Origin of the sequence: Stenotrophomonas sp. 8(2023) (assembly GCF_030345295.1) — a bacterium.
Taxonomy (GTDB): Bacteria; Pseudomonadota; Gammaproteobacteria; order Xanthomonadales; family Xanthomonadaceae; genus Stenotrophomonas; species Stenotrophomonas muris.
Window position 1 is genome coordinate 305,560 of the sequence record NZ_CP128404.1, and the last position, 26,015, is coordinate 331,574.

A 26,015-nucleotide genomic window follows, 5' to 3' on the forward strand; every position below is an offset into this window, starting at 1 on the left:
ACGCGGTTGCAGGCTTAGAAGCGCTGCTGGTACTTCATGTACATGAAGCGGCCGATGTCGAAGCCACCGTAGTAGGTGAAGCTGCTGTTCGGCTGGCTGTACATGATCGGACCCTGGTGGTTGAACACGTTGTTCACGCCCAGCGACACGGTGCCATCCCACGGCAGGCTGTAACGCAGCTGCAGGTCGTGGAAGGTGTTGGAGCCCACCTTGTTGGTCGGCGACGCGCTGGTGTACGACGAGTTGAAGCCCGGCATGTTGCACTCATCCATGTACGAGCACTTCTCCTTCATGCTGGAGTAGTAGCGCGCGGTCCAGCCGATGCCGAGGTCGCCGTACTGCCAATCCAGGTTGAAGGTGGAGCGCACGCGGAAGTCGCCGGCCCAACCGGTACGCTGTTCCACCGGGGTGGTGGCGGCGCTGTCGTTGCGCTGCTCCAGGTAGTCGGTGTACGTGGTGTTCCAGTTGACGGCGAACTTGCCGAACGCGGTTTCCGGCAGGCGGTAGCGCACGTTGATGTCATAGCCGGCGGTTTCGCGGTAGCCCGCGTTGACCAGCGAGCGGTCCAGCGAGTTGACCTGGCCGTTGCTGCCACGGGTGAAGCGGCCGCAGGCGGCATCCGAACCCTGCACGTAGCACTGTTCCAGGATGTTGGTGGCCGACTCACCGACGATGGCGTTGTCGATGCGGATCTTCCACCAGTCCAGGCTGACGTCCAGGCCCTGCACGAAGTCCGGGCTGTAGACCAGGCCGACGGTCCAGGTCTTGGCGGTTTCCGGCTTCAGGCCCGGGTTGGAGCCCGAGCTGAAATCGGTGGTGGCCTGCTGGCCGGGCTTGGTGGCCACGCTGCCATCGCTGTTGAGCTGGCGGAAGTTGGCCGGCACCTTCAGCGCCTGGCAGCGGGCAGCGACGGTCGGGCTGGTGGCGGCGGTACCGAAGGAGGTATCGCACGGATCGGTGAACGAGTCGCGGCTGCTGACGGTGCCGCCGTACAGGTCATCCACGGTCGGCGCACGGAAGCCGGTGCCGTAGGTGGCGCGCACCAGCAGGCTGTCGATCGGCTTCCACTTCAGGCCGAACTTGCTGTTGGTGGTCGAACCGAAGTTGTTGTAGTCCGAGTAGCGGCCGGCCATGTCCAGCGACAGTTCGCGGGCGAACGGCAGGTCGGCCAGCAGCGGCACCTGCAGTTCCAGGTAGACCTCGTTGAGCGAGTAGTTGCCGCGGGTCGGCTGGCCGCTGGTGCCGGCGATCTCGCCCTTCTGCACCATCGTGTCCGGAGTGTAGCCGGCTTCTTCGCTGCGGTGCTCGAAGCCCATCGCGGCCAGGATGTCGCCGGCCGGCAGGGTGAACAGCGAGCCGGAGATGTTGCCGCTGGCGACCTTGGTGGTGCTCTGCATCTTGTCGACGAAGCGGGTGAACAGGTAGTCCTGCACGTCCTGGTTGCTCAGCGAGCCGGGTCCGGTGTAACCCATCGGGGCGGCCGGGTTCCACGGCACGCAGCCGGCGATCACCGCGCCCGGCGCACCGCAGCGGGCCACGTTGCCGTCCATGAAGGACGGGCCGACGGCCAGGTTGACGTGCGGCTGGTACATGCTGCCGGTACCGATGCGCTCGCCTTCGTTGCGGTTGTACATGTAGTTGACGTTCCAGTCCCAGTACCGCGAACCGGTTTCGAAGCTGCCTTCCAGACCAATGCTGGCGCGCTTGGTTTCCAGGTTGTTCTCGGTGCCGCGCGGCAGTTCCTCGGTACGGTGCGCGAACAGCGCATCCTGGCCCCACAGGTTGAACGCGCTGTCCTTGGACAGGGCGGCACGGCTGCCATTGCGGGCCTGCGCGGCGCTGACCGAGTACGGGTAACCGGCCAGGTGCTTGGTCGACTCGCGCTTGCTGTACAACGCGTCGGCGACGATGCGCAGGTTGTCGGTGATCGAGAAGCCACCGTTGGCGAACACCGAGGTGCGTTCCAGGCCTGTCAGCAGGCTCATGTTCGACTTGGTGTTGGCACCATCAGCCGGGTCCGGCGCATGGAAGTTGCCGGCCTTGCCCGGGTCGCCGCCCGGGCCCACCGTCAGGTTCTTGCCACCGACGGTGACGTAGCCCCACGGGGTGTTGCCATTGAGGCCATCGTTGGGGTGGCGCGGGCCGTTGGTGTAACGGCTGAACTCGCGGTCCTTGCCCAGCACCTCATCTTCCTTGGTGCGCTCGGCACCCACGCTGAACCAGCCGCGCTCGAAGGTCTTGCCGAAGGTCGCGCTGTAGGCGCGCTTCTGGCCGTCACCCTGGCCGTACTGGCCGACATAGACGCTGGCTTCGCCACCATCGAAATTCTTGCGGGTGATGATGTTGACCACGCCGGCGATGGCATCGGAGCCGTACAGCGCGGAGGCGCCGTCGGTCAGCACTTCCACGCGCTCGACGATGGACGACGGGATCGAGGCCAGGTCGGAGTAACCGCCGGCGCTGACGCCCATGCGGCGGCCGTCGATCAGCACCAGGCTGCGTTCCGGGCCCAGGTTGCGCAGGCTGACGTACATGCCGCCGAAGTCGCGCGAGGAGGTCAGCGACGAGGCGCGGCTCATGCTCGGCGCACCGGCGGCAGGAATGTCCTGCAGGATGTCAGCGACGTTGACGTAGCCCTTCTTCTCGATCTCGGCGCGGTTGAGCGCGACCACCGGCTGTGCGGTTTCGACACTGGCCTGGCGGATGCGCGAGCCGGTGATTTCGATGCGGTCGAGGTTGGTCGGGGTATCGCCGGCGCTCTGTGCGAAGGCGGGGGTGGTGCAGCTGGCGGCCAGCGCGATGACGATCGCGTTGCGCAGCGGATTGGTTTTCAGGGACATCCGTGAAATCTCGTGTTTCAGTAAAAACAAGCGCCCGTTCTATGGGCGCGTGGGGTGCTGCAAACCAACGTGGGGGGCGCGATTCTAGAATGTTTCCATTCGTAACTGTTTGTCTCGGCGCTGCTGGAAGTGCGCGAAAATGAATCGCAACCAACAATCCACAGATGCGCTGTGCGCAGCGTCACGCGCGCTGCGTTTGCGATGGGCAGAGGCATCGATAGCGGCACGAAGCTGGCACGCTTGAGTGGTTGCGACAACGCGTCGCAGTACGCGCTTGTATGCAGGCGCGCAGGCGTTGTGATGCACCTGCCCGCATGAAATGCTCTTCGCCTTGTCATCGAAGGCAGGAGACGAAGGAATGATCCAGCTTGAAGAAGCACGCCGTCGCGTGGAGGCTGCACTTGCCAGCGACGATGAGCCGGTTGCCATCACGCATGAGCGCGAAGTGGTCGAAGGCTGGCTGTTCTGCTTCCAGTCGCTGCGCTACCTGCAATCCGGCGAAATCTCGGATGCATTGGCCGGCAATGGGCCGATCTTCGTCGACCGGCACACAGGCGAGCAGCACGCGCTGGGCACGGCGTATCCGCCCGAGGAGGTCCTTCGCCAGCATCTGGCCGCGCGCGGCCCCGCCGTCTGATGCTGCGGCGGCGGATTTCTGAGTTCGGCAACGTGAAAGGGACGGAGCCTTCGCTCCGTCCCCTTGCGTGATGCGCAGTCCACCGCTGCGCGATGCTCAGGTTTCGCGCAGCGCCGTGGTGATCGGCAAACGTGCCGCGCGCAGGGCCGGGAACAGGCCGCCGACCAGGCCGATGCCCAGTGCCCATTTCAGGCCGGTCCACAGCAGTTCCGGCGACACATGGAACTTGAACACCACTGCGCTGAAGTTGCTGCCGATGGTGGACACGCTGTAGCCATTGAACAGCAGCCACGCCACCGCACAGCCGAGCAGGCCACCGAGCAGCGCCAGCAGCATCGTCTCCAGCATCACTGCCGTCACCACCGGCAGGCCGCGGAAGCCGATCGCACGCATGGTGGCGATTTCGCGGGCGCGCGTGGCGACGGCCGCATACATGGTGTTGAGCGCCCCAAACACCGCACCGACCGCCATGATCGTGCCGATCACCTTGCCAAGGATGTCGATCAACTTGGTCAGCCCGCCGCCCTGCTTGCTGTAGTACACGCGGGTGGTTTCCACGTCCAGTTTCAGGCGCGGGTCGGCGGCGACGGCGGCCTTGAACTGATCGAAGCCTGCCTTGCCCTCGGTGCGCACGCTGATCGACTGCCAGGCGCTGCGCTGGTAGGTGGTGGCCAGCGTATCGGCGTCGGTCCACAGTTCCGAATCATGCGCATCGCCGGTGGCGAACACACCCACCACGGTCCAGGTCTGGTTGCCCAGGGTCAGTGTCCTGCCCACCTCCATGTCGCGGAACTGGCCCTTGGCGCCCTGGCCGACCACGATCTCGCGCAGGCCAGTGGCGAACTTGCGGCCCTCGACGATCCTGACCTTGTCATGCACCGCCCACGCCTGCGGGCCCACGCCGCGGAACTGCGCGTTGACGTCGGTGCCATCGGACTTCGACACCAGGTTGACCACCTGCGACAGCTCCGGCGACAGCAGCGGCCGGCCCTGCGCATCGCGGCTGATGCCGGGCAGGGTGGACAGCATCGGTACCTGCTCGCGGGTGATCACCGAGTTGGTCTCGGCCTGCGAGCCACCGCGCAGCACGATGGCAGTGGTGTCATCGCCGGTGTTGTTGAGCGTGGCCTGGAAGCCTTCGCCCATCGCCAGCATTGCCACCAGCACGCCGACCACGCCGGCGATGCCGACCACGATCACCGAGGACGCGCCCCAGCGCTGCGGCAGGCTGGCCACGCCGATACGGGTGGCGGCCAGCGCCAGTCGCCCCCCGCGGGTCAGCAGAAGCCACAGGGCCACCAGCACGGTCACGGCCAGCACGCCGGTCCACGGCAGGCTGATCCACAGCGCCAGGCCGACCGCCAGCAGCAGCACTGTTACGCCGTTGCCCAGCCACTTCTTGAGTTTGCTCTTGAACATGTCTGTGTTCTCCTCAGCGACCGGCCAGTGCGTCGACGATCTTCAGGCGCTTGGCACGCAGCGCCGGCAACAGGCCGACGATGATGCCGATCACCACGATCAGGCCCAGCCCCATCAGCCAGGTTGGCGTCGGCACGTGCGGCGGCAGCATGCCCATGCTCTTCGGGCCGATGGCCGGCAGGATCAGCGCGGCCAGGCCCATGCCGATCAGGCCGCCCAGGCCGATCAGCAGCACCGATTCCACCATCACCAGGGTCAGCACGGTGCTGTCCTTGAAGCCCAGCGTCTTCAGCGTGGCCAGCTCCGGCACGCGCTCGCGCACGGCCTGCGCCATGGTGTTGCCGGTCAACAGCAGCAGGGTGAAGAACACCGCGCCCATGATCGAGGTGACGATCATGCCGATATCCGCGAACTGCTTGACGAAGGCCTGCTGGAACGCCGATTCGGTCTGGGTCTTGGTCTCGTGGTCGGAGTTGGCCGAGATCGCGTCGATCGCCTGCGCCACCCGCGAAGAGTGGTCCGGGTTGTCCAGCGTTACCGTGTACCAGCTCACCTGGTTCTTGATGTAGTCGTTGGATTCATCGAAGTACTTCCAGTTCATCATCAACTGGCGTTCTTCGTTGGCGGCCAGCGCACGGTCCTTGGAACGGTAGATGCCCTTGAGCACCAGCGGCCAGTCGTTGCTGCCGCCACGCGGGAAGATCGTGGCCTGCAGCGGGATGGTGTCGCCGATCTTCCAGCCGAACTGCTTGGCCAGGGTTTCGCCGACGATGGCGCCGGTACGGGTCTGCTTCCAGTCTTCCAGCTGTGCCGGGTCGATCTGCAGCTCGCGGTAGACATCGAAGTAGTTGGGGGACACCGAGAAGTTCGGGAAGAAGTTCTTCGGGTCCTGGTAGATGCCGCCGAACCACATGCCATAGGCCACGTCGCGCACGCCGGCCACCTGCCGCACCTGGGCTTCCAGGCGGATCGGCAGCGACTGGGTGATCGACAGCCGCGATGCGACCACCAGGCGGTTGGCGCCTTCCACGCTGCCGCCGGAGGTGAATGCCACGCGCACCGAATCGAGCATGCCGAACAGCAGGAACGCGGCCACCACGGAGAGCAGGGTCAGCAACGTGCGGGTACGGCTGCGGAACAGCTGCGCCCACACCAACGAGAAGTATTTCATCGCCGTGGCCTCCGTCAGTGGGCCAGCGGCGCGTCGGCCAGCTCGCCCTTGTCCAGGTGCACCGTGTGCGTGGCGTACTCGGCGGCCTTCGGGTCATGGGTGACCATGATGATGGTCTTGCCATGCTCCCGGTTGAGCTGCTGCAGCAGGCCGAGGATCTCCTCGGCGGACTGGCGGTCGAGGTCGCCGGTCGGTTCGTCGCAGATCAGGAAGGTCGGGTCGGAGACGATCGCCCGGGCGATTGCCACGCGCTGCTGCTGGCCGCCGGACAGTTCATTCGGGCGGTGGCTGCGGCGGTCGGCCAGGCCGACCAGGGTCAGCGCGATCTCGGCGTTGCGGCGGCGCTGCGCCGCATTGAGGTGGGTCAGCAGCAGCGGCAGTTCCACGTTCTTCTGCGCGGTCAGCATCGGCATCAGGTTGTAGAACTGGAACACGAAGCCGACGTGGTGGCTGCGCCAGGTCGACAGCTGGCCGCCGCTCATCTGGTCGATGCGCTCGCCCTCGATGCTGATCTCGCCGCCGCTGGGGTTGTCCAGGCCGCCGATCAGGTTGAGCAGGGTGGTCTTGCCCGAGCCGGACGGGCCCATCAGCGCGACGAAGTCGCCGCTGGCGATGTCCAGGTCGATGCCGTGCAGCACCTGCACTTTCTCGGGGCCACGCTGGTAGGTCTTGGTGATGTTGCGCAGTGAAACCAGGGTCGACATGGGTGGTTCTCCACGGAAGGCGGGAAACGGGGAAGCGCCACGGCAGGGGCCGCAGGCGTGCGTCGAGCGGTGCTGCCGGCGGCGCCCGTGGGCGCCAGGCCGCTACTGCGCTTGTTTCTGTTGCACCTTGGCGCCATCGCGCAGGGTGTCCGGCGGGTTCAGCACCACCGATTCACCTGCGCTCACGCCCTTAAGGATCTGGCGGTCCTTGCCCATCGCCTGGCCGGCCTCGACCGTGCGCTGCTGCACGCGGCTTTCGTCACCCAGCACGAAGGCAACCGAGGCGCCCTCGCGCTGGACCACGGCGCCCGCCGGCACGCGCACGCCCTGCGGTTTGGCGGCCGCCTGCGGCTGCGCCTGCTCCAGGAAGCTGACGCGCACGCCCATCTCCGGCACGATGCGCGGGTCCTTCACCTTCAGCGCCACGCGCACCTTCACCGTGGCCTTGCCGCGGTCGGCGGTGGGGATGATGGCGATCACCTCGCCCGGAATCTTCCACTCCGGATAGGCGTTGAGCGTGGCTTCCACCGGCATCTTCGGCTGCACGCGGCCGATGAAGGCCTCGCCGACCTCGACTTCGATCTCCAGCGAGTCCATGTCGACGATGGTGCCGATGCCGGTACGGGTGAACCCACCGCCCGCCGACAGCGGCGAGACGATTTCGCCGGGCTGCGCGGCCTTGGCAGTGACCACGCCGGAGAACGGCGCGCGCACGATGTTGTTGTCCACGCCCAGATCGGCGATGGCCAGCTGGTCGTTGGCCACCCTGACGTTGCGCTGTGCGGTGTCCAGCTGTGCACGCAGGCTGTCACGCTGGGCCACCGCCTGGTCGTACTGCGAGCGCGACACCAGCTGCTGGCCGACCAGTGCCTGCAGGCGGCTGGCTTCAGCGGCCGCCTGCCTCTGCTGCGCTTCCAGCCCGGCCACCTGGCTGCGTGCGGCCTGCAGCTGCGAGGCATACAGGCTGCGCTGCGCGTCGGCATCGATCGGGTCCAGGGTGGCCATGATCTGGCCCTGTTCCACGCGCATGCCTTCCTCGATCATCACCTCGCGCACCTTGCCGGTGATCTTGGCCGATACCGTGGCCATGCGCCGGGCGACCACGTAGCCACTGGCATCGAGCACCGAACTGCTGGCGCTGCCCTGCTGGATGGCCACGGCGGGGGCGGTTTCCACGTCCACTGCCGGCGTACGCCCGAACAGGGCGAAGCCGACAGCGGCCAGCAACAACACGACCACGATGATCGCGATCCACAGCCAGCGGCGGCCACCGCCACTGCCGCCGGAGGCGGGCGGCGGCGATTTGCGGTCGATACGGAGTTCCTTCAACAGCTCGGCAGAAGCGTTCATTCGTTCCATCACAGGCGTTTGGGCGGGTGTGGCCGGAAGGGCGGACGGCGGCGGTTCCGGCGGTGGAGCGTGCGGCACAGCATGCAGGCAGACACAGCGATGACGGCAGTGACAGCTGTCACCCGATGACACTGACGGCGGCAACTGCGAAACGTGACCACGGCGGCACAGGATGGCAACGTCCCCGCTACCGGTACCGCCCATGGATCCGATCACCCCGTCGCTGGCCCGCCACAGCCGCGCCGCCAAGCGTACCGTGATCCGCGCTCGGTTGCGCCGGTGCCGCCCGGCCGGTGGTGGCGCCTGCGCGCAGGCGGCTGAACTGGCATGATCGGCGGCGATCGTCCCCGCCTGGAACCGCCCGTGCCGTCGACATGGCTTGCCTCGCTGCTGCGCCCCGCGCCGGACTCGGCGGTGGCCGATACGCTGCGCCGGGGAAAATCGCCCTGGAGCGAGGCAGTCCACCTGCTGTGGTCGGTGTGGATCTTCCTGACGCCCTTGCTTGGCCACGGCTTCACCCTGCGCTGGCTGCTGCTGACGCTGGCCAGCTATCCGGTGTTCCTGCTGCTGTACGCCAAGGTGATGGTGGCGCCGCGCCATCACGCTCCGCGCTATGCGCTGGGCCTGATCGCGATGTCGCTGGTGCTGCTGCCCTGGTATCCGTCCGGGCTGACCTACTTCGTGTTCGGCTGCGTGCTGCTGCGGGTGAGCGGACGCGGTGGCTGGTGGCAGTATCTGCTGCAGCTCACTGGCCTGAACCTTCTGTTCTGCAGCCTCGCGCTGCTGTTCCAGTACCCGTGGCAGAGCCTGGTCTGGATCCCGGCCGTGTCCTACATCGTGGGGCTGGTCGTGAACGTGGAAGCGCTCAACCAGCAGAAGGATGCGGCACTGCAGCTGTCGCAGGACGAGGTGCGGCGGCTGGCGGCCACTGCCGAGCGCGAACGCATCGGCCGCGACCTGCATGACCTGCTCGGCCACACCCTGTCGCTGATCACATTGAAGCTGGAGCTGGCGCGCAAGCTGCACGACCGCGGCGACGCGCGCGCGCGGCTGGAGATCGGCGAGGCCGAGGCCATCGCCCGCGAAGCGCTGGCACAGGTGCGCAGCGCGGTTACCGGCATCCGCGCCAGCGACCTGGCCGGTGAGCTGGCATCGGCGCGGCTGCTGTTGGAATGCCAGCAGGTCCACCTTCAATACGCACCACCACCGGCGATGCCGGTGGATGTCGAACGCGGGCTGGCGCTGGTGCTGCGCGAGGCCGCAACCAATATCGTGCGCCATGCACAGGCGACACAGGCACGGGTGGAGTTCATGCTGGAGGGACGCATGCTGGCGATGCAGATCCGCGACGATGGCCGTGGCGGCGTGCAGGCCGAGGGCAACGGGCTGAGCGGCATGCGCGAACGCGTGGCCGCCCTGGGGGGCAGCCTGCAGGTACAGTCCGCAAAGGGCGAGGGCACGCGACTGACCGTGCGCGTGCCACTGGCTGCCGCGACCACACCGTTGCCGCCGGGAGCGCCGCCGTCGCTGGCACAGGACGGTGCCGCATGATCCGCATCCTGCTGGCCGAGGATCAGGCGATGGTGCGCGGTGCACTGTCGGCGTTGCTGGGCCTGGAGCCGGATATCGAGGTGCTGGGCAGCGCCGCCGATGGCGAAACCGCGTGGCGGATGCTGCAGCAGCTGCAACCGGACATCCTGGTCACCGACATCGAGATGCCCGGCCTGTCCGGGCTCGAGCTTGCCCAGCGCATCGCGCGCCACGAGCTGCCGATCAAGGTGGTGATCGTGACCACCTTCGCCCGCGCCGGTTTCCTGCGCCGCGCGCTGGAAGCCGGCGTGCTGGGCTACCTGCTGAAGGATGCACCGGCCGAGAACCTGGCCGATGCCCTGCGCAAGGTGAAACAGGGCATCCGCGCGATCGACCCGCAGCTGGCACTGGATGCGTGGTCGCAGGCCGATCCGCTGACCGACCGCGAGCGCCGCGTACTGCGGCTGGCGGGCGAGGGCCGCACCGCCAGCGAGATCGCCGAGCAGCTGGGGTTGTCGCACGGTACGGTGCGCAATTACCTGTCCGAGTGCATCGGCAAGCTGGGCGTGGCCAACCGGATCGAGGCGTACCGGCTGGCGCGGCAGAAGGGGTGGTTGTAGCGGATCATTTCCGCGCCTGCGGAGGGGTGTCACTTTCTTTGCTCGTGCAAAGAAAGTAACCAAAGAAACACGCCGCCAGAGCGCGAGCCGTCGCTACGCGACGGTTCCCTGCGCTTCTCGGCGAATCAGGGGACGGCGCCGAACTCGCTGCGCTCAGACACCGGCGCCTCTGCGCCCCCTGATTCCCCTGCGATGCTCGGCTCGCTCAAGGCGGACCCAACGTCAAAGGCAAAATCTGCACCCGGTAGATCCACGCCATGCGTGGATGCTCTTGCTGTTGATCTTGACCTTCCAGTCCGCCTTGAGCGAGCCGAGCACCGCAGGACCGGCGAGGGCGAAGAGGCGCGGGTGTCTGAGCGCAGCGAGTTCCCGCGCCGTCCCTCGACGGACCGAGGAGCGCAGGGCACCGGCGTGCGAAGCACGCCGGCTCGCGGCCGGCGGAGCGTTTCTTTGGTTACTTTCTTTGCGCGCAAAGAAAGTGACACCCCCCGCGGTCGCGGAAACAATCCGCCGGGAACGCCCGGCGAATCCTTTCAATTCTTCCCGCGCGCCATCGCCTGGAACACCCCGTCACGCCGCACCCACAGGTGGAACAGCGCCGCACCCACATGCATCAGCACCGTGGCAAACAACACATAGGCCAGCAGGCTGTGCGCATTGCGCAACGCGGCATACAGCGCCGGGGTATGCGGCACGATCGGCGGCAGGTGCAGGCCACCCCACAGCACGATCGGGTAACCGCCGGCCGACAGCATCGCCCAGCCGATCAGCGGCATCGCCAGCATCAGTGCGTACAGCATCCAGTGCGAGGCCTTGGCCGCCATCACCTGCCACACAGGAAGATCCGCCGGCAGCGGCGGTGGGCGATGACGCAGCCGGTTGTACAGGCGCAGCAACACCAGTACGCCGATAGTGATGCCCAATGGGCGGTGCAGGTCGATCAGCATCGGTCGCAGGTGCAGCGAGGCGACCATGGTCACGCCAATGAACAGCATGGCGACGATCATCAGCGCCATGGACCAGTGCAGCACCCGCGCCAGCAGGTTGAAGTGGCCGTTGCCGGTGCTCATCGTGCGGCCTCCTTCCGTTGCTCGACGTTGCCGGTGGCGCGCTCGCGTTCGCGGCGGTTGAAGGACTGCGAATACACGGCCGAGCGGGCCGCCAGGATCGGATCGTCACTGCCACGCACGCCGCTGGGCAGGATCAGCGGATCGAAATTGATCTGCCCGCAGGCGCCCTGTTCCTGCGACTGCATGCGGTCCAGGCTGAGTACGCCGGCCACTACCTGATCACGCGATTCGGGCCACGGTACCGACGGATCATCGATGGCATCGCCAGGCTCGGCGGTGGTCACGACCAGGTTCCAGCGCACCGGGCCGCTGGCCAGGCGCTGCTGCAGTTCCTGGCTGAGGAAATCGACGCTGGCCTGCTTGCGGGTTTCCGCATCCATCTCCACCACCGGCGCCTGCGGCTGCCAGCGCCAGCGCACCGCGCGCTTCTGGCCCTGCGCATTGGTGAACCAGAAGCTGTTGACGCTGTTGAAGGTGGTGTCGGCCCAGCTGCTGGTCCACGGCGCGGTCTTGGCCCACTGCTGGAAAGCCTGCGCACTGGGGTATTTGGCCAGCACCGCGGCCATCTTCTGCGGATCGGGCTTGCCGGTGACCGGGTCGGGAATGGAGGCGCGGGTCTGCTCGTAGAACGCCTCGGCGCTGGGCACGGCGAAGAACGGGAAGCTGTTCATCGCCATGCGCCATTCCTGGCCATCATCGCTGACCATCTGCACCGCGAGGCTGCGCACGCGTGCAGTGTTGTCGGCGCCGTAGGGGTCGCCGCCGCCGATCGACAACCGGCCCATCACCGGCACGCGGCGCTGCGAGAACACCCGTGCGCTGGACAGGGTGGGCGCCTGCGCGCTGGGTTCGAACCAGCCGCTCACGCAGATGCCCTTGCTGTGCGCGCGGCGGAAGCCCGGGTGGGCCGGGCCGGTGGCCTCGATGGTGTCGGTGAAGCGCTGCGCGGTCAGGCGGTTTCCAATCCAGCCGGCCAGCCAGGCGAAGGCCAGCGCGACCGCACCCAGAATGAGTGCGATCAGTGCGATCCAGAGCAGGGGTGAATGCTTGCGTGGCGCGCCCGGCGTCTGGCCAGCGCGGGTGTAGCGGAAGAGCGACATGGTCGGAGTCCTGCCTTCACGGAGCGTGTGGGTGGTCGACCCACACATCCTCGCAGAACCCGGCCGGGGCCGAAATTCAATTTTTCGTCAGATTTTCCGGGGACGGGGTGCCGACCAACGGTCGGCACCCACCCGATCAGCTGTAGCGCTGCTTCAGCATCGCCCACGCCGAGCGCAGCGCCAGCGCTTCGCCACCGGCCGGACGGCCCGGGCGCTCGCCGTCGTTCCAGGCATACACATCCAGGTGCGCCCAGCGCTGGCCGTCTTCCAGGAAGCGTTCCAGGTACAGCGCGGCGGTCACCGAGCCGGCCATGCGCGAACCGGCGTTGGCCAGGTCGGCGATGCCGCTGCTCAGGTAGCGCAGGTAGGGGCGCCACAGTGGCATGCGCCAGACCGGGTCGCGGGTCGCGTCACCGGCCTGCAGCCACTGCTGGGCCACCGTGTCGTCGTTGCTGAACAGTGCCGGCAGGTCCGGGCCCAGTGCGATGCGCGCGGCACCGGTGAGGGTGGCGAAGTCCAGCACCAGGTCCGGCTTCTGCTCACCGGCGAAGGTCAGCGCATCGCACAGGATCACGCGGCCTTCGGCATCGGTGTTGTCGATCTCCACGCTCAGGCCCTTGCGGGTGGCGATCACTTCGCCCGGGCGGAAGGCATCGGGACCGATCGCGTTTTCCACCGCCGGCACCAGCAGGGTCAGCCGCACCGGCAGCCCACGTGCCATCACCAGGCCGGCCAGGGCCAGTGCATGCGCGGCGCCACCCATGTCCTTCTTCATGTTGCGCATGCCGTCGGCCGGCTTGATGTCCAGCCCGCCGGTATCGAAGCACACGCCCTTGCCCACCAGCACCAGCGCCGGGTCGGTTTCCCTGCCCCAGCGCAGCACGACCAGGCGCGGCGCACGATGCGAAGCGCGGCCCACGGCGTGGATGGCCGGGAAATTCTGCTTCAGCAGTTCGTCGCCGGTAATCGCCTCGACCTGCGCACCATGTGCATCGGCCAGCGCGCGCGCGGCGTCTTCCAGCTGCTGCGGGCCCATGTCTTCGGTCGGGGTGTTGACCCAGTCGCGCACGCGCAGGCTGGCGGCGATCAGGTCGGCCACTTCGCCGGTCGGCGAGGCCACCAGCTGCGCCGGTGCGCGGTTGCGCTTGCGATAGCGGTCAAAGCGGTAGCTGCCCAGGCCCCAGCCCAGCTGCAGCAGCGCCAGTTCGGCGGCCGGCAGTTCATTGGCCAGCTGCCAGACGCTGCCTTCCGGCAGCGCGTGCGGCGCATGCGCATAGCTGTAGGCATCGGCACGATCACCCACGCCCATCACGGCACCGGCCAGGCCATCGGCGCCCGGCAGCAGTGCCACGCTGTGGGCGCCGGCGTTGAAGCCCTGCGATGCCAGCCACGCCTGCGTGGCAGCCGGCTGGCTGTCCTTCCAGGCGGCGAACTGCTCGCGGTCCAGCACGTACAACGGCAGCGCCGCAGCGGTGTCGGCGGTGAAACCAGTGATCTCGCTCATGCGTCAGGTACTCCGGGGTGCGGCGGCGTCGAGGTTGGCATCCAACCAGTCGGCCAGGCCGGTAAGGGTGTCGAACTGCAGGTCCGGCTGCAGCTGCGGATGGGTCCAGGTGGCTGCGTCGCGGTTGATCCAGCAGCCGCGCAGGCCGGCGGCAATCGCCCCGGCCACGTCCATGTCGGCATGGTCGCCGACGTGCAGCACCTGTGCCGGTGCCACACCCAGGCGGGTGCACGCGGCATGGAAGATGCTGGCTTCGGGCTTGGCCGCGCCGTGTTCGCGCGAACCCAGCTGGAAGGCGAAATGATGGGCCAGGCCGATCCGCTCCAGGTCGGCGTTGCCGTTGCTCAGCGCCGCCACCGGTACCCGTGCGGCAATGCGCGCCAGCGCGTCGATCGCATCGGGATAGCACTCCACCTGGTTGCGCGCGGCGTAGAACACTTCATACGCAGGCTCCAGCAGATCGAGGCTGGCACCGCTGGTGTGCAGTGCTTCGTGCAGGGTCAGCCGGCGCAGCGCACTCAGGTCGTGGTGGAGGTGCGGATGGGCGTGGTACAGCCGCTCGCGCAGTTCGCGCATCGCCTCCACCGGATACATCGCGGCGGTAGCGGGGCTGTGTTCGCACATCCAGGCGTGCAGGACCTGTTCGATGCGGGCGCCGATCGGAGCGAACGGCCACAGCGTGTCGTCAAGGTCGAGGGTGATGGCTTGGACGGGGAAATTCACCTCGCCATTCTACCCCTGCCCGCGCGGGCTTTCATGCGACGCGGCGGGCGGGTGGGCACTGTGGCTGGGCCGGGTCAGCGCAGGTTGTACGAGCAGGCGATGGTGGTCTGGCCGTCGAACTGCTGCACGTCCAGGTTGTGCCGCCCAACTTCCTTCGTGTAGGTGCCTGCTACCGGGTCGGACATCTTCGCCAGTGCCGCGACCTGTTCCACACTGGCCGAGCTGAAGTACGCGGTGAAACTGTCGATGCCATCCTCGCCGCTGTCGCCGTCATAGGACTGCAGCCGGTTCACGGGCTGGCCCAGCACCATCAAGGGCGTGGTCAGCCGGAACTCGCCGCTGGATTCGCCGTCCTGCGCCCTTGCCGGGGCCGGTGCCAGCATCCGGGCCATGGCGTCGAACTGCATGGGCGTGAGGTGCCGCTTGCAGGTAACCGCCTCAGCAAGCTGGGTGCGCGCCTGATCGGCAGTCGGCGGTGTCGCGGCGAACGCGGGAGCGGCAATGCAGGCCAAGGCAAGGCAACGCGTGGCGAGAGAGTTCATACGAGCGGATCCATCCGGGTAGGGCGCCATAGTCTGCCACTTCGTCCCTGTTTCTGGTTCCGCCACCTGCGTCCATCCGTTGTTGATGCCGTCACTCCAGCAGGCGTGCCCAGCCCTGCATGCCATCCAGGCGTGCCAGCACCAGCTTGATGCACACCAGCAGCGGCACTGCCAGCAGCAGCCCGATCATGCCCCAGGCCCAGCCGAACACCATCAGCGCCAGGATCAGCACCAGCGGCGACAGCTTCATCCGACGGCCCAGCACGATCGGGGTCACCATCTGCCCTTCCAGGGTGTGCAGGCCCAGGTAGGCGGCGGCCGGCAGCAGGGCCTGCAGCGGGTCGCGGAACTCGACGAAGCCCATCAACAGCATCAGCGCCACGCCGATCAGCGGGCCCACATACGGGGCGAAGTTCAGTAGTGCAGCCACCGTGCCCCACAGCAGTGCTTCCTGCAGGCCGATGCCGAGCAGCATCAGCACGCCGGCGAACACCAGCCCGACCAGGGTGTTGATGACGCTGATGGTCAGCACGTAACGCGAGACCTCCCGTTCGATCGAACGCAGGATGTCGGTGGTGAACCGCTGCTGCTGGCGGTTCGGGAACAGGGCGATCGCTGCGCGCTGCAGGCTCTGCCCGTAGATCATGAAGAACAGGGTCAGCAGCACCACCGCCAGCACCGACGCGGCCAGGCGCGGTGCACGGGTCAGCATGCGGTATGGATCGTCCAGCTGGGTGCGGATCACCTGCACCTTGTGGTTGCTGTCACCGCCGGCCACGCGGGCGAAGTTTTCCGCCGCCTGGTTGGCCTGCTGCACCGGCTTGGTCAGGTCCTGCACCTGCCGGGCCACCTTGCGCAGCTGCTGCGGTGCTTCCTGCGCCCATTCCATCGCCGGACCGATCAACTGCACCGCCAGCGAACCGGTCACGCCCAGCCCGGCGCCGAGGATCAGCAGTGCGCCCAGCGCGCGCGGAATCCACAGCTTCTGCAGCAGGCGCAGGATCGGGTTGCCGACCAGTGCGAAGAACATCGCCAGCAGCACCGGCAGGATGATGTCCTGCGCGGCCCACAGCGTGTAGCCCACCGCCAGGGTGGCCAGGACCACCAGCGACATCGGCCCGCGTGGACGCGACGGGGGCGGCAGCGGCGCCTCCGCACCCTGCGGATCGGCTGGTGACGGGGACAGGAGGGACTCGCTCATCGACGCACCAACCGGGAAGGGGAGCGCATTATCCGCCGGCCGCGATCGGCGCGGCGGAGTGCGTGGATCAACGTTCGGACAGCTCGGTGGCGGCTTCGGCCGGGCGCGGTTCGCGCGGTTCCGGTTCGGGTTCCGGGCGGGGGGCAGGTGCCGGCCGTGCGTTGGCGGCGGAGGCCGCCGCCTGTGCCTGTTCGCTGGCATCGTCGGCTTCTTCGGCCGCGTCGTCGGCGGTTGCTGCAGCCTGTGCCGCCATCGCCGTGGCGAACGCCGCCTGGGCACTGGCGAACAGGTTCGAGACCGAACCGACCATCTGCAGCCAGCGCGCACCGTTGACCTTGCCGGGCACTTCCAGCTTGCCGGCGATGAAGCCACCGGCCAGGCCGACCACCACGATGCGCAACGGCGACCAGCCCTTTCGCCAGACGTCGCTGAGCGTGGACCAGTGGTCCTGGGTCTCGCCCAGGCGCACGGTCACCACCTGTTCGCAGCGTTTCACCCGCCGCTGCAGCGCGCCGAACTTCATGGCTTGCCCTCGGGCAGCTGCACGCCGGCATCGGGGTCGTCTTCGCTGGGCTCGTCGAACAGGCCCAGGCGTGACAGCTGGCGCCGGGTGGCATGCATGCCGGTGTGGTGGAAGAAGTAGGACACCCGCCAGATCGCGTAGCCGGTGACGGCCAGGCTCAGCAGCGAGGTGATCAGCAGCGCCTGCAGCCAGCTAAGGCCCCAGCTCTGCAGCAGGGCGATGAGGGTGGCCGCCATCAGCAGCCAGGCCGAGGCACCAAATACGATCGCCACGCCGGCCCAGGCCAGCGCACGGCCGAAGGCGCTGCGGGCCAGGGCGAAGTCGGCCGAGGCCAGCCGGCGCAGCGAGCGCACGGTGTGCTTGGCCGAATCGGCGGCGGCACGACCGGCCGCGCCGACCTGGCGGATGCTCTCATCCAGCGGCGGGGTGGCCGCCGGATCAGGGGCTTGCGCGTTGTCTTCGCTCACGCCGCGGCTTACTTGTCGCTGCTGCCGCGGGCCAGCTTGGCGATGATCCAGCCGGCAGCGAAGGCGACGCCGAACGAAGCCAGCGGACGCTCACGGATCAACTCGGCGGCGCTGTCGATCAGGTCCTTGCCCTTGTCCATCAACGCGTCAACCTGTTCCTTGGCAGCGGCACCACCGAATTCGGCGGCGGCCAGACCAGACAGTGCGCTGTCGGACAGTTCGGCCTTGACGTTGGCCTTGCCGATGCGCAGCTCGTCGGTCGCGGCACCGGTTGCGCCCTTGATCGCACCGCCGGCGGCCGTGGCGGCCTGCTTCAGGTGGGAACCGGCTTCACCCAGGTGTTCCTTCAGGTTCTCGGTATTGGTGGGGCTCATCGAATCACTCCTGTTGCGATGGGGGAACGGGTGTCGGCGGTGCCGACCTGGACTGACAGCAATAGCATTGCCGGGGTATAGGGGGTGTTACGGCAGGGCGATCAGCGCATCACGAGCTGGCCCTGCTGCTGGCCATTGTTGCGCAGCACGCGCACCACCAGGGTCGGCGGGCGCTGCTGGAAGTTGGCGCGCCAGCTGGCCAGGTCGGCGAATTCACCCACGGTGGCGTCGGTGATGATGTCGCCCTGCTGCAGGCCGTTGCTGGCCGCGCGGCTGCCACGCTTGACCTCGCTGACCAGCACGCCGCCGACACCCGACTGTCGCAGCGACTCGGGCAGGTCGACGAAGGTGGCACCGGTCAACCGCGGGTCCAGGCTCTCGCCGGTGACCGCACGCGCCTGTTCCTTCAGCGTGGCCTTGATCTGCACGGGCTTGCCTTCGCGGCGTACGTCCAGCGTCATCGGGCTGCCGACCGCAGCCAGGCCTTCCACGTTGTGCAGGGCTTCGGCGCTGTCCACGCGTTGGCCGTTGGCCGAGACCACCACGTCGCCCGGCTTCAACCCGGCCGCGGCGGCCGCCGAACCGGCCAGCACGCGGGTGATCAGCGCACCGCGCGTTTCGCCCAGGCCCAGCCCCTGGGCGATCTGCGCGGTCAGGTTCTGGCTCTCCACGCCCAGCGTGCCGCGTACCACCACGCCGTGCTTGACCAGCTGGTCGACCACGCTGCGCGCCAGGTTGGACGGAATCGCCAGGCCCAGGCCGATGTTGCCGGCCATGCTGCCCTGCGGGTTGAAGCTGGCGGTATTGATGCCGACCAGCTGGCCCTGCAGGTCGACCAGGGCGCCACCGGAATTGCCCGGGTTGATCGACGCATCGGTCTGGATGAAGTTCTGGTAGCCCAGGCCACGGATGCCGCTGCGGCCCACCGCCGAGACGATGCCCGAGGTGACCGTCTGGCTGAAGCCGAACGGGTTGCCGATGGCCACCACGAAGTCACCGACCCGCAGCTGGTCGCTGTTGCCGAGCTTGATGTCGGTCAGGTTCTGCGCCGGGATGCGGATCAGCGCGATGTCGGTATCGCGGTCCGAACCGAGGAACTCGGCCTTCACCGTGCGCCCGTCGGCCAGTGTCACCTGCACGTCATCGGCGTTGTCGATGACATGGTGGTTGGTCAGCACCAGGCCTTCCTTGGCGTCGATGATCACGCCCGAGCCCAGCGATTCGTTGATGCGCTCCTGCGGGATATCCGGGAACAGGCGGCGGAAGAACGGGTCGTTGAAGAACGGGTTGCGCACGCGCACCACCTGCTTGGTGTTGACGCTGACCACGGCCGGCATCGCCTTTTCCAGCATCGGCGCCAGCGAAGGCACCGCCTGTCCGGCCACCGCGGCCGGCAACGCGGCGGTGGTCGGCAGCACCGCTGGCAGCGGTGCTGCATCGGCACGGTTGTCCAGGTGGGCATTGATGCCGGTGGCAACGAAGCCACCGAAGGCGGCGGCGATTGCGAGCGTAAGCAGGGTGGGAAGCGGTCGCATGGTTGTCGGTTCGCTGGCGTGGGTGGGGGCGGTTCGGCCCTACGGTAAAACAAGCTGAATGAGTGTGTCGCGATCTGGATAAATGCGCCATGAAAACCGCAGGCCGCGAAAGGCGAGTGAGGAGGCTGACAGCATGGCTGTGGCGACACCGCACAGGCGACGCCTGCACCACCGAAGACGATCGCCGGGGGCGCCGACACAGACCGATACCTGCGCAGTTCCGCGCAACCGGGTGCCGCAATGCGCCACAGCACGCATCGGATGCCGCGTCCGTGCAGCGGCACGCAACGGCCATCTTCGACCACGCGCTTGCTGTGGCGTAGTCCTTAAAAAAAGGGGTTTCCTGTCAACCCGCCGCTTCTGCGGCAGTGGTGGGCTACACCATGGCCGTCGCATCAGATGCGATTGCGGGCGCGTGCCCCGTTCCACGATCGTCAATGTCGGTATAGCATCGCCCCGTTTTGATACTTAAGGCCCCCAGGAGGGCAACATGAGCAACGGTAATGGTGTGTCGGTCGTGACCGACGCTGTCGAGAACGTCAAAGAAGCCGCCACCAACGTTGGCGAGACCATCGCCCACGCCGCCGAAGACGCCGTGAAGTCGGTCAAGAAGACCGTCAAGCGCGCCACCAAGGCGGCCGGTACCCGCGTTGCCAAGGCCAAGAAGGCCGTGGCCAAGGTCGAGAAGACCGTTGCCAAGAAGGCCGACAAGGCCGCCAAGTCGGTCGGCAAGACCGTTGCCAATGCCAAGAAGAAGCTGGAAGCGGCCAAGAAGAACGCCAAGGCCGAAGCCGCTGCCCTGAAGAAGGAAGTGGCCAAGAAGAAGGCCGCTGCAGGCAAGGCTGTGACCAAGAAGGCCGCTGCCGCCAAGAAGGCCACCAAGGCTGCCGCCAAGAAGGTCGCCACCGTGAAGAAGGCCGCCACCAAGAAGGCCGCCGTCGCGAAGAAGACCGTTGCCAAGAAGACCGTGGCCGCCAAGAAGGTGGTCGGCAAGAAGGTCGCCACCGCCAAGAAGGCTGTGGCCAAGAAGACCGTCGCCGCCAAGAAGGTCGCCGGCAAGAAGGCCGTGGCTGCGAAGAAGGTTGTCGGCAAGAAGGTTGCCGCCACCAGGAAGGTCGCCACCAAGAAGACCGCGGCCGCCAAGAAGGTTGTCGGCAAGAAGGCTGCCGTCGCCAAGAAGGCTGTTGGCAAGAAGGCCGCCGTCGCCAAGAAGGCTGTCGGCAAGAAGACCGCCGTCGCCAAGAAGGCGGTGGGCAGGAAGGTTGCCGCCACCCGCAAGACGGTCGCCAGGAAGGCTGCGCCGCTGAAGAAGGTCGCCGCCAAGAAGGCTCCGGCCAAGAAGGCCGTGCGCAAGGTCGCCAAGCGCAAGTAATCGCGCCGTGACCGAAGGCCCTGCCACCCACCGGGTGGTAGGGCCTTTCGCGTTTCTGGGGCGCTACCTGGGGCAAGATGCAGGTTCTTCCCGCCGGAGCCCCGACCATGCGCGGTATCGACTTCAGTTCCTGGCAGGGCGTGCTGTCCACGTTGGCCGGCCTGGTCCTGATCACCCTGCTCGGCGTCGGCATCCGCCTGCTGGTGATGCAGACCCTGCAGCAGCGCCGCGAGCGCGAGAACCGGCAGATCAACGAACGGCTGCGCACGCTGATGGCCGCCTACAAGACCCTGGGCGGTTCGTTCACCGGCGAGCTGGGCGTGGATCCCAGCCATCGTCGCGACCTGCGCCAGCGCGAAGATGCCGACGGCATCGCCGAGCCGCGCTCGGACCGTGCGCGGCGCATCCGCGATGCGGTCGAGGCCGCGCTGTCGGACATCCTGCTGCTGGGCACCGACGAACAGGTGCGGCTGGCCACGCGTGCCGCCAACGAACTGGCACAGGGGCGGCCGGTGCATACCCACGAACTGGTGGTCTCGCTGCGCGACTTCGTGCGCGAAGCGCTGGATCTGGCCCCGATTCCGGCCGATCTGCAGATTCCACCGCAGGGGCCGACCCGGCCCGTTGCCAGTGGTGGCGGCAAGGGCCGTAACGACGGCGATGCCAAGGGCGGCCGTGCAGGCGGTGGCGGTGGTGGTGGAATGGGCGCCGGCATGGGCGGCATGGGCCTCGGTGCCGGCGCCGCACTGGGCGCCGGCCATGCTGCTGCCAGCGATGAAACGGACGCGCGCTGAGCACGTCCGCCGGGTTCAGCGCGTCAGCTCGTAGAGCGGCACGAAGCCGCCGTAGATCATCCGCGCGCCGTCGAACGGCATCGGATTCTTCGTTGGATCAAACCGCGGGTCCTCCATCATCTTCTTCATGCCGGCGTCGCGGGTCGGCTTGTCCGGCCATTCGATCCAGGAAAACACCACCGTCTCATCCGGCGTGGCTTTCACCGCGCCGAAGAAGTCGGTGGTCTTGCCGTGCGGCACGTCATCGCCCCAGCACTCGACCACGCGCAGCGCGCCGTACTCGATGAAAACGGGATCCCCTGTGCGTGCATGGGCGAGGAACTTCTCCTTGTTGGCGGTGGGCACCGCCAGGACGAAACCGTCGATGTAGCTCATTGCCTGCCTCCGGATGGACCGTGCCACATGCACGGCCTTCAGGTACACGACGAACCAGCGCGTAGGGAATCGACATCCCGCGTGCGCCTGTTCAGCCCGGGCCACCCGGGAGCGGGGCCAGCACCGTATCCGGTGGCTGCTGGCCGGCCAGGTGGCGCACGAAGTAGTCCCACATGCGGTGCGTGTAGGTGGCGTCGTTGCGGAACAGTTCGTGGTCCTGCCGGGCCAGGTACAGCAGGTCGTAACTACGCTGGGCCTTGTTCAGGGCCGCGGCCAGCTGCAGGGTCAGCGCCGGTGGCGCGTTCTCGTCCAGTTCGCCATAGACCAGCAGCAGATGCCCGCGCAGGTTGCCGGCCAGTGCCGCATTGTCGAGCCCGGCAAAGGGGGCCGGCACGCCATCGGCCATGGCTGTAGCTGGCACCACGCCACCGAACAGCCGGTCCATGCCGTGCAGGGCGCCGCCGTACATGCCCTGGAAATTGTGGCTGCCGGCCGAGGCCACAGCCACCTTGTAGAACGCCGGGTGGCGCAGCAGTGCACGCGCCGCGCTGTAACCACCGAACGAATGCCCGTAGATGCCGACCCGCTGCAGGTCGATGCCCCGGTAGCGTTCGCCCAGCTGGCGCAGCGCGGCCACATGGTCATCGAGCTGCACATCGGCGCCGTGCAGGAAGCTGCTGTCATGGAATGCCTTGTCGCGGCCGCCGGTGCCGCGGGCATCGATGCTGACCACCACGAAGCCGAGCTCGGCCAGGCTGGCGCGCGATACCGGGTTCTGCGCCGAAACCGCTTCGGCATAGGTCACCGGCGCATTGCTGATGAAGGCACCGCCGTACATCGCGTCGATCACCGGGAAGCTGCCGTCATCGCGATAGTCGCGGGGCAGGTAGACGGTGGCGAAGATCGGCGTGCGCCCGTCGGCGGCCAGCAGCCGTTCGCGCCGCGGCGGCCGCCAGCCAGCAGCGATGATCGCCTGCGCATCCGCAGCCTCCAGCACCATCACTTCGCTGCCATCGTCGCTGGCGCGCAGCACCGTGCGCGGCGGCTGCGCGAGGCTGGACACGGTATCCACCAGATAGCTGCCGCCGGGCGACAGCGCCTGCGGCGCGCGTCCGCCGAACAGCATGCCGGTGCCCGCATCGGCCAGGTGGTCGCTGCCATCGGCGGCCAGGCGCTGCACCGGCCCACCGTGCAGTGCTACCCGGTACAGGCCACGTACGTAGGGATCGCCGCCCTCGACACCTCCAGCACTGAAGTATGCCCAAGCGCCTGCGCTGTCCACCCCGAGCAGGTCACGCACCGCCCACCGGCCGCGGGTGAGCTGGCGCATCACCTTGCCGTCGGACAGGCGCACCCGGTACAGATGGCCCCAGCCATCACGCTGCGAGAACCACACGGCGGTGTCCTGGCCGGGCAGGATCGCAACCGAGGCACGGTTGTAGGAATACAGGCTGAGCTGCAGGCGCGCGTCGCCGGCTTCTTCCAGCACGGTGCGCAGCGCACCGCTGCCGGCATCGATCTCCACCAGGCGCAGTCGTCGCGGCGCGCCGAAGTGCGCGATCGCGGCATACAGCCGGTGGCCGTCCCAGCCCAGCAGGCCGGCCTCGCTGAGGGTGTTCCAGCCCTCGGGCAGGGTGATGTCCTGCTGCCGGCCGCTGCGCACATCGACGATGTACAGGCTGTCACGCACCTGCTGTGCATCGCCCAGCAATCCCAGTTTCACCGTGTGCACGCGGGGCCGCGCGCCGCCGGCCGGGGTGCTTTCCAGATAGGGGTAGTCCCGCAGCGCACGTTCGTCGTAGCGGACGCCGGCAACATAGCGTCCATCGGGCGACCAGCCGACGGCGAATGGCCGCGCCGGCATCCGGCCCTGGCTGCGTGGAATACCGCGCAGGGTGAAATCGGGCAATACACCATAGCCATGGCCGGCGACACCGCCGGTGGTCAGCGCCCGCGGTGCCTGTCGGCGTTGCTGCAGCCATAGATTGTGGTCGCGCACCTGCAGCCAGGCCTCGCCGTCGGGTGCGGGCAGTGCATCGGCAGCAGGCATGGCGCCCTGCGTCCGCAGGCACTGCCAACGTGGCCACTGGCAGTCGATGCCGGCTTCACCGCTGAAGCGCAGGCGCAGGCCATCGGCCAGCACCTGCACATTGACCAACCGCAACCGTTGCCCGTTCACCCCCAGGGCCCCCGCAGCGCTGTCCAGCGCAGCGCGATCGAACAGGATCTGCCGGGAGGCCTGCGCCGGATCGACCAGCACGCCCTCGCGCCGGCCCTGGCCGTCTTCGCGTTCGTACCAGAAGCGGCCATCGGCCAGCCAGTTCGGCAGGAGCGAGGCATTGCGCAGCGCACCGCGCAGGTGGCTGTCGTGCACGCGCTCGGCGCGCTGGTAATCGGAGGGCTGCAACGGCCGAGCCGATGCTGTGGAAAGCACGCCGATGAAGGCGAGGACGGCGGCGCAGAACCGGAACCGCAGCGGGGCAGGTACGTGCAAGGCAACCTCCTGTTGCAAGGGTCAGCGGAATTCGAATGCACGCGCGCCGCGCGCGTATGCCAGACGCAGCCTGAATCAAGCCAAAAAATTCAGCAATGCGAAGACCGCTGTTTTCAGGGAGCGTTGTGGCGAATAACGGAGAATTTACATTCCCGATGCGATGGCGCCCTGGCGCTGCTGCACACCATAAGAAAGTAAAGGTGTACCCCCATGAAGAATTCGCTGATTGCTCTGGCCCTGGCCGCTGCCCTGCCGTTCACCGCTTCGGCTGCTGAGAACCTGTCCTACAACTACGCCGAAGCCGACTACGCCAAGACCGACGTTGAAGGCATCAAGGCCGACGGCTGGGGCGTGAAGGGTTCCTACGGCTTCCTGCCGAACTTCCACGCCTTCGGCGAATACAGCCGCCAGGAAATCGACCACACCAACCTGAAGGTTGACCAGTGGAAGGTCGGTGCCGGCTACAACGTTGAAATCGCTCCGAGCACCGACTTCGTTGCCCGCGTTGCCTACCAGAAGTTCGACCGCAAGCACGGTCTGGACTTCAACGGCTACAGCGCTGAAGCCGGTATCCGCACTGCCTTCGGCGCCCACGCCGAGGTCTACGGCATGGTCGGTTACGAAGACTACGCCAAGAAGCACGGCGTCAATCCGGATGGCCAGTGGTACGGCCGCCTGGGTGGTCAGGTCAAGCTGAACCAGAACTGGGGCCTGAACGGCGAGCTGAAGATGAACCGCCACGGCGACAAGGAATACACCGTCGGCCCGCGCTTCAGCTGGTAATTGCTGCCTCGGCGCGATTGCGCGCTGAAGACGCCCCAACAGGCCCGGCATTTGCCGGGCCTGTTGCGTTTGCGCCGTGGCAAACCGGAATGCTGTCTGACTGGCGGAATGCGCGGGCCAGCCATTGCAAGGAATTGGATTCCGCCGCTGCGGGCACCGACCTACGTTGGATGTCCCATGTTGCCTGGACATGCCGCAATGCCGCTGACCCTCCCGCCTCTGCTGCCTGATCGGCCACGACGCCTGGCGCTGCTGGACCCGCACCCGGTACTGCGGTTGGGCGTGGAAGTGCTGCTGCGCCAGCACGCGGGTGTGCAGGTACGGGTGAGCCTGTCCAGCGAGGCGCACCTGCTGCACCTGCTGGAGCGCAGCCCGACGTGTGTCGACCTGCTGCTGATCGATGCGTTGCCCATGGGCGACCTGGGCGATGGGTTGGCCCTGTTGCACGTGCTGTCGCAGCGCTGGCCGGCACTGCCGGTGCTGGTGCTCTCGGCACACTGCAATGCCAGCACGGTGGCCACCGCGATGCGTGCCGGTGCGCGCGGCTTCCTGTCCAAGTCGACGCCACCGGACGTGCTGCTGCGTGCCATTGATGTGGTCGCCCGGGGAGGGCGCTTCGTGCCACCGGAGCTGCGCGCGGAACTGAACCTGCCGGGCACGCGTGCACGCAGAATGCCGGCCCCGGCACTGGTGCCGTTGAGCCAGCGCGAACGGGAAGTGCTCGGGCTGGTGCTGAAAGGGGTCAGCACCAGCGAAATGGCCCTGCGATCGGGGCGTTCAGCCAGCACGATCAGCTCGCAGAAAACCTCGGCCTACCGCAAGCTCGGCATCCGCGGGGACGGTGACCTGTTCCGCTTCCGCCACCTGCTGGAATGCGGATGAGCGGC

General features: G+C 67.5%; 25 protein-coding genes. 8 read left to right on the forward strand and 17 right to left on the reverse strand.

Going from position 1 to position 26,015, the window contains the following annotated elements:
• Positions 1-14: 14 nt before the first annotated feature.
• Entirely contained in the window at positions 15-2,840 is a 2,826-nt protein-coding gene (locus QP609_RS01405) for a TonB-dependent receptor (RefSeq protein WP_197621671.1), read from the reverse strand.
• Between the two features lie 358 nt (positions 2,841-3,198).
• Here QP609_RS01405 and QP609_RS01410 point away from each other — a divergent pair, with 358 nt between their 5' ends.
• Positions 3,199-3,477: a YrhB domain-containing protein gene (locus tag QP609_RS01410; RefSeq protein WP_197621672.1), complete on the forward strand. Its 279-nt coding sequence runs from the start codon at positions 3,199-3,201 to the stop codon at positions 3,475-3,477.
• Between the two features lie 96 nt (positions 3,478-3,573).
• On the opposite strand, the gene QP609_RS01415 is transcribed toward QP609_RS01410, so the two are convergent.
• The 4 genes from QP609_RS01415 to QP609_RS01430 form a co-directional block, all read right to left on the reverse strand.
• Positions 3,574-4,896, reverse strand: coding sequence for an ABC transporter permease (locus QP609_RS01415; protein ID WP_197621673.1), 1,323 nt, complete (start codon positions 4,894-4,896; stop codon positions 3,574-3,576).
• Positions 4,897-4,909: 13 nt separating this feature from the next.
• On the reverse strand, positions 4,910-6,067 hold the full coding sequence (locus tag QP609_RS01420) for an ABC transporter permease (RefSeq protein WP_014035671.1): 1,158 nt from the start codon (positions 6,065-6,067) through the stop codon (positions 4,910-4,912).
• Between the two features lie 14 nt (positions 6,068-6,081).
• Entirely contained in the window at positions 6,082-6,771 is a 690-nt protein-coding gene (locus tag QP609_RS01425; RefSeq protein ID WP_004137569.1) for an ABC transporter ATP-binding protein, read from the reverse strand.
• Positions 6,772-6,873: 102 nt separating this feature from the next.
• Entirely contained in the window at positions 6,874-8,121 is a 1,248-nt protein-coding gene (locus QP609_RS01430) for an efflux RND transporter periplasmic adaptor subunit (protein ID WP_100450917.1), read from the reverse strand.
• 202 nt (positions 8,122-8,323) lie between these two features.
• Between QP609_RS01430 and QP609_RS01435 the strand changes: the two genes are divergently transcribed.
• The 3 genes from QP609_RS01435 to QP609_RS01445 are packed head-to-tail and all read left to right on the forward strand — an operon-like array spanning position 8,324 to position 10,271.
• Positions 8,324-8,452, forward strand: coding sequence for a hypothetical protein (locus tag QP609_RS01435; RefSeq protein ID WP_257473236.1), 129 nt, complete (start codon positions 8,324-8,326; stop codon positions 8,450-8,452).
• On the forward strand, positions 8,449-9,672 hold the full coding sequence (locus tag QP609_RS01440) for a sensor histidine kinase (RefSeq protein ID WP_032956229.1): 1,224 nt from the start codon (positions 8,449-8,451) through the stop codon (positions 9,670-9,672). Before QP609_RS01435 ends, QP609_RS01440 begins: the two co-directional genes overlap by 4 nt.
• On the forward strand, positions 9,669-10,271 hold the full coding sequence (locus QP609_RS01445) for a response regulator transcription factor (RefSeq protein ID WP_014645643.1): 603 nt from the start codon (positions 9,669-9,671) through the stop codon (positions 10,269-10,271). Before QP609_RS01440 ends, QP609_RS01445 begins: the two co-directional genes overlap by 4 nt.
• A gap of 533 nt (positions 10,272-10,804) precedes the next feature.
• On the opposite strand, the gene QP609_RS01450 is transcribed toward QP609_RS01445, so the two are convergent.
• The 10 genes from QP609_RS01450 to QP609_RS01495 all read right to left on the reverse strand — a co-directional run bounded on the left by QP609_RS01450 (position 10,805) and on the right by QP609_RS01495 (position 19,310).
• Entirely contained in the window at positions 10,805-11,341 is a 537-nt protein-coding gene (locus QP609_RS01450; RefSeq protein WP_049441850.1) for a cytochrome b, read from the reverse strand.
• Positions 11,338-12,441 carry a catalase family peroxidase gene (locus tag QP609_RS01455; RefSeq protein WP_053495702.1) on the reverse strand — a complete coding sequence of 368 codons (1,104 nt, stop codon included), beginning with the start codon at positions 12,439-12,441 and terminating at the stop codon, positions 11,338-11,340. The genes QP609_RS01450 and QP609_RS01455 overlap by 4 nt, the downstream gene beginning before the upstream one ends.
• A gap of 136 nt (positions 12,442-12,577) precedes the next feature.
• On the reverse strand, positions 12,578-13,945 hold the full coding sequence (locus QP609_RS01460) for a M17 family metallopeptidase (protein WP_005411979.1): 1,368 nt from the start codon (positions 13,943-13,945) through the stop codon (positions 12,578-12,580).
• A 3-nt stretch (positions 13,946-13,948) separates the two neighbouring features.
• Entirely contained in the window at positions 13,949-14,668 is a 720-nt protein-coding gene (locus QP609_RS01465) for an HAD-IA family hydrolase (RefSeq protein ID WP_049441851.1), read from the reverse strand.
• 74 nt (positions 14,669-14,742) lie between these two features.
• On the reverse strand, positions 14,743-15,210 hold the full coding sequence (locus QP609_RS01470; protein ID WP_032961458.1) for a hypothetical protein: 468 nt from the start codon (positions 15,208-15,210) through the stop codon (positions 14,743-14,745).
• Positions 15,211-15,301: 91 nt separating this feature from the next.
• The gene (locus QP609_RS01475; RefSeq protein WP_032961455.1) at positions 15,302-16,411 is read right to left on the reverse strand and encodes an AI-2E family transporter; all 1,110 of its coding nucleotides are present in this window, start codon (positions 16,409-16,411) and stop codon (positions 15,302-15,304) included.
• A 67-nt stretch (positions 16,412-16,478) separates the two neighbouring features.
• Positions 16,479-16,934 carry a hypothetical protein gene (locus tag QP609_RS01480; protein ID WP_014645650.1) on the reverse strand — a complete coding sequence of 152 codons (456 nt, stop codon included), beginning with the start codon at positions 16,932-16,934 and terminating at the stop codon, positions 16,479-16,481.
• Positions 16,931-17,401, reverse strand: coding sequence for a phage holin family protein (locus QP609_RS01485; protein WP_014645651.1), 471 nt, complete (start codon positions 17,399-17,401; stop codon positions 16,931-16,933). The genes QP609_RS01480 and QP609_RS01485 overlap by 4 nt, the downstream gene beginning before the upstream one ends.
• Positions 17,402-17,409: 8 nt before the next feature.
• Positions 17,410-17,775: a hypothetical protein gene (locus QP609_RS01490; protein WP_004153835.1), complete on the reverse strand. Its 366-nt coding sequence runs from the start codon at positions 17,773-17,775 to the stop codon at positions 17,410-17,412.
• Positions 17,776-17,876: 101 nt separating this feature from the next.
• Positions 17,877-19,310: a Do family serine endopeptidase gene (locus QP609_RS01495; RefSeq protein WP_014645652.1), complete on the reverse strand. Its 1,434-nt coding sequence runs from the start codon at positions 19,308-19,310 to the stop codon at positions 17,877-17,879.
• Positions 19,311-19,800: 490 nt separating this feature from the next.
• Between QP609_RS01495 and QP609_RS01500 the strand changes: the two genes are divergently transcribed.
• Together QP609_RS01500 and QP609_RS01505 are read left to right on the forward strand one after the other, a co-directional pair.
• Positions 19,801-20,682: a histone gene (locus QP609_RS01500; RefSeq protein WP_169412394.1), complete on the forward strand. Its 882-nt coding sequence runs from the start codon at positions 19,801-19,803 to the stop codon at positions 20,680-20,682.
• A gap of 107 nt (positions 20,683-20,789) precedes the next feature.
• Positions 20,790-21,476, forward strand: a complete 687-nt coding sequence (locus QP609_RS01505) for a hypothetical protein (RefSeq protein ID WP_014645654.1) — start codon at positions 20,790-20,792, stop codon at positions 21,474-21,476.
• A gap of 15 nt (positions 21,477-21,491) precedes the next feature.
• Here QP609_RS01505 and QP609_RS01510 read toward each other — a convergent pair whose 3' ends face one another.
• Complete coding sequence (locus tag QP609_RS01510) at positions 21,492-21,851, reverse strand: DUF1428 domain-containing protein (RefSeq protein ID WP_014645655.1); 360 nt, start codon at positions 21,849-21,851, stop codon at positions 21,492-21,494.
• A 91-nt stretch (positions 21,852-21,942) separates the two neighbouring features.
• Positions 21,943-24,345: a prolyl oligopeptidase family serine peptidase gene (locus tag QP609_RS01515; RefSeq protein WP_197621343.1), complete on the reverse strand. Its 2,403-nt coding sequence runs from the start codon at positions 24,343-24,345 to the stop codon at positions 21,943-21,945.
• Between the two features lie 210 nt (positions 24,346-24,555).
• Between QP609_RS01515 and QP609_RS01520 the strand changes: the two genes are divergently transcribed.
• Both QP609_RS01520 and QP609_RS01525 read left to right on the forward strand, forming a co-directional pair.
• Positions 24,556-25,128 carry an Ax21 family protein gene (locus tag QP609_RS01520; protein ID WP_014645657.1) on the forward strand — a complete coding sequence of 191 codons (573 nt, stop codon included), beginning with the start codon at positions 24,556-24,558 and terminating at the stop codon, positions 25,126-25,128.
• A 198-nt stretch (positions 25,129-25,326) separates the two neighbouring features.
• The gene (locus tag QP609_RS01525) at positions 25,327-26,010 is read left to right on the forward strand and encodes a response regulator transcription factor (RefSeq protein WP_032961444.1); all 684 of its coding nucleotides are present in this window, start codon (positions 25,327-25,329) and stop codon (positions 26,008-26,010) included.
• The last annotated feature ends 5 nt before the right edge of the window (positions 26,011-26,015 follow it).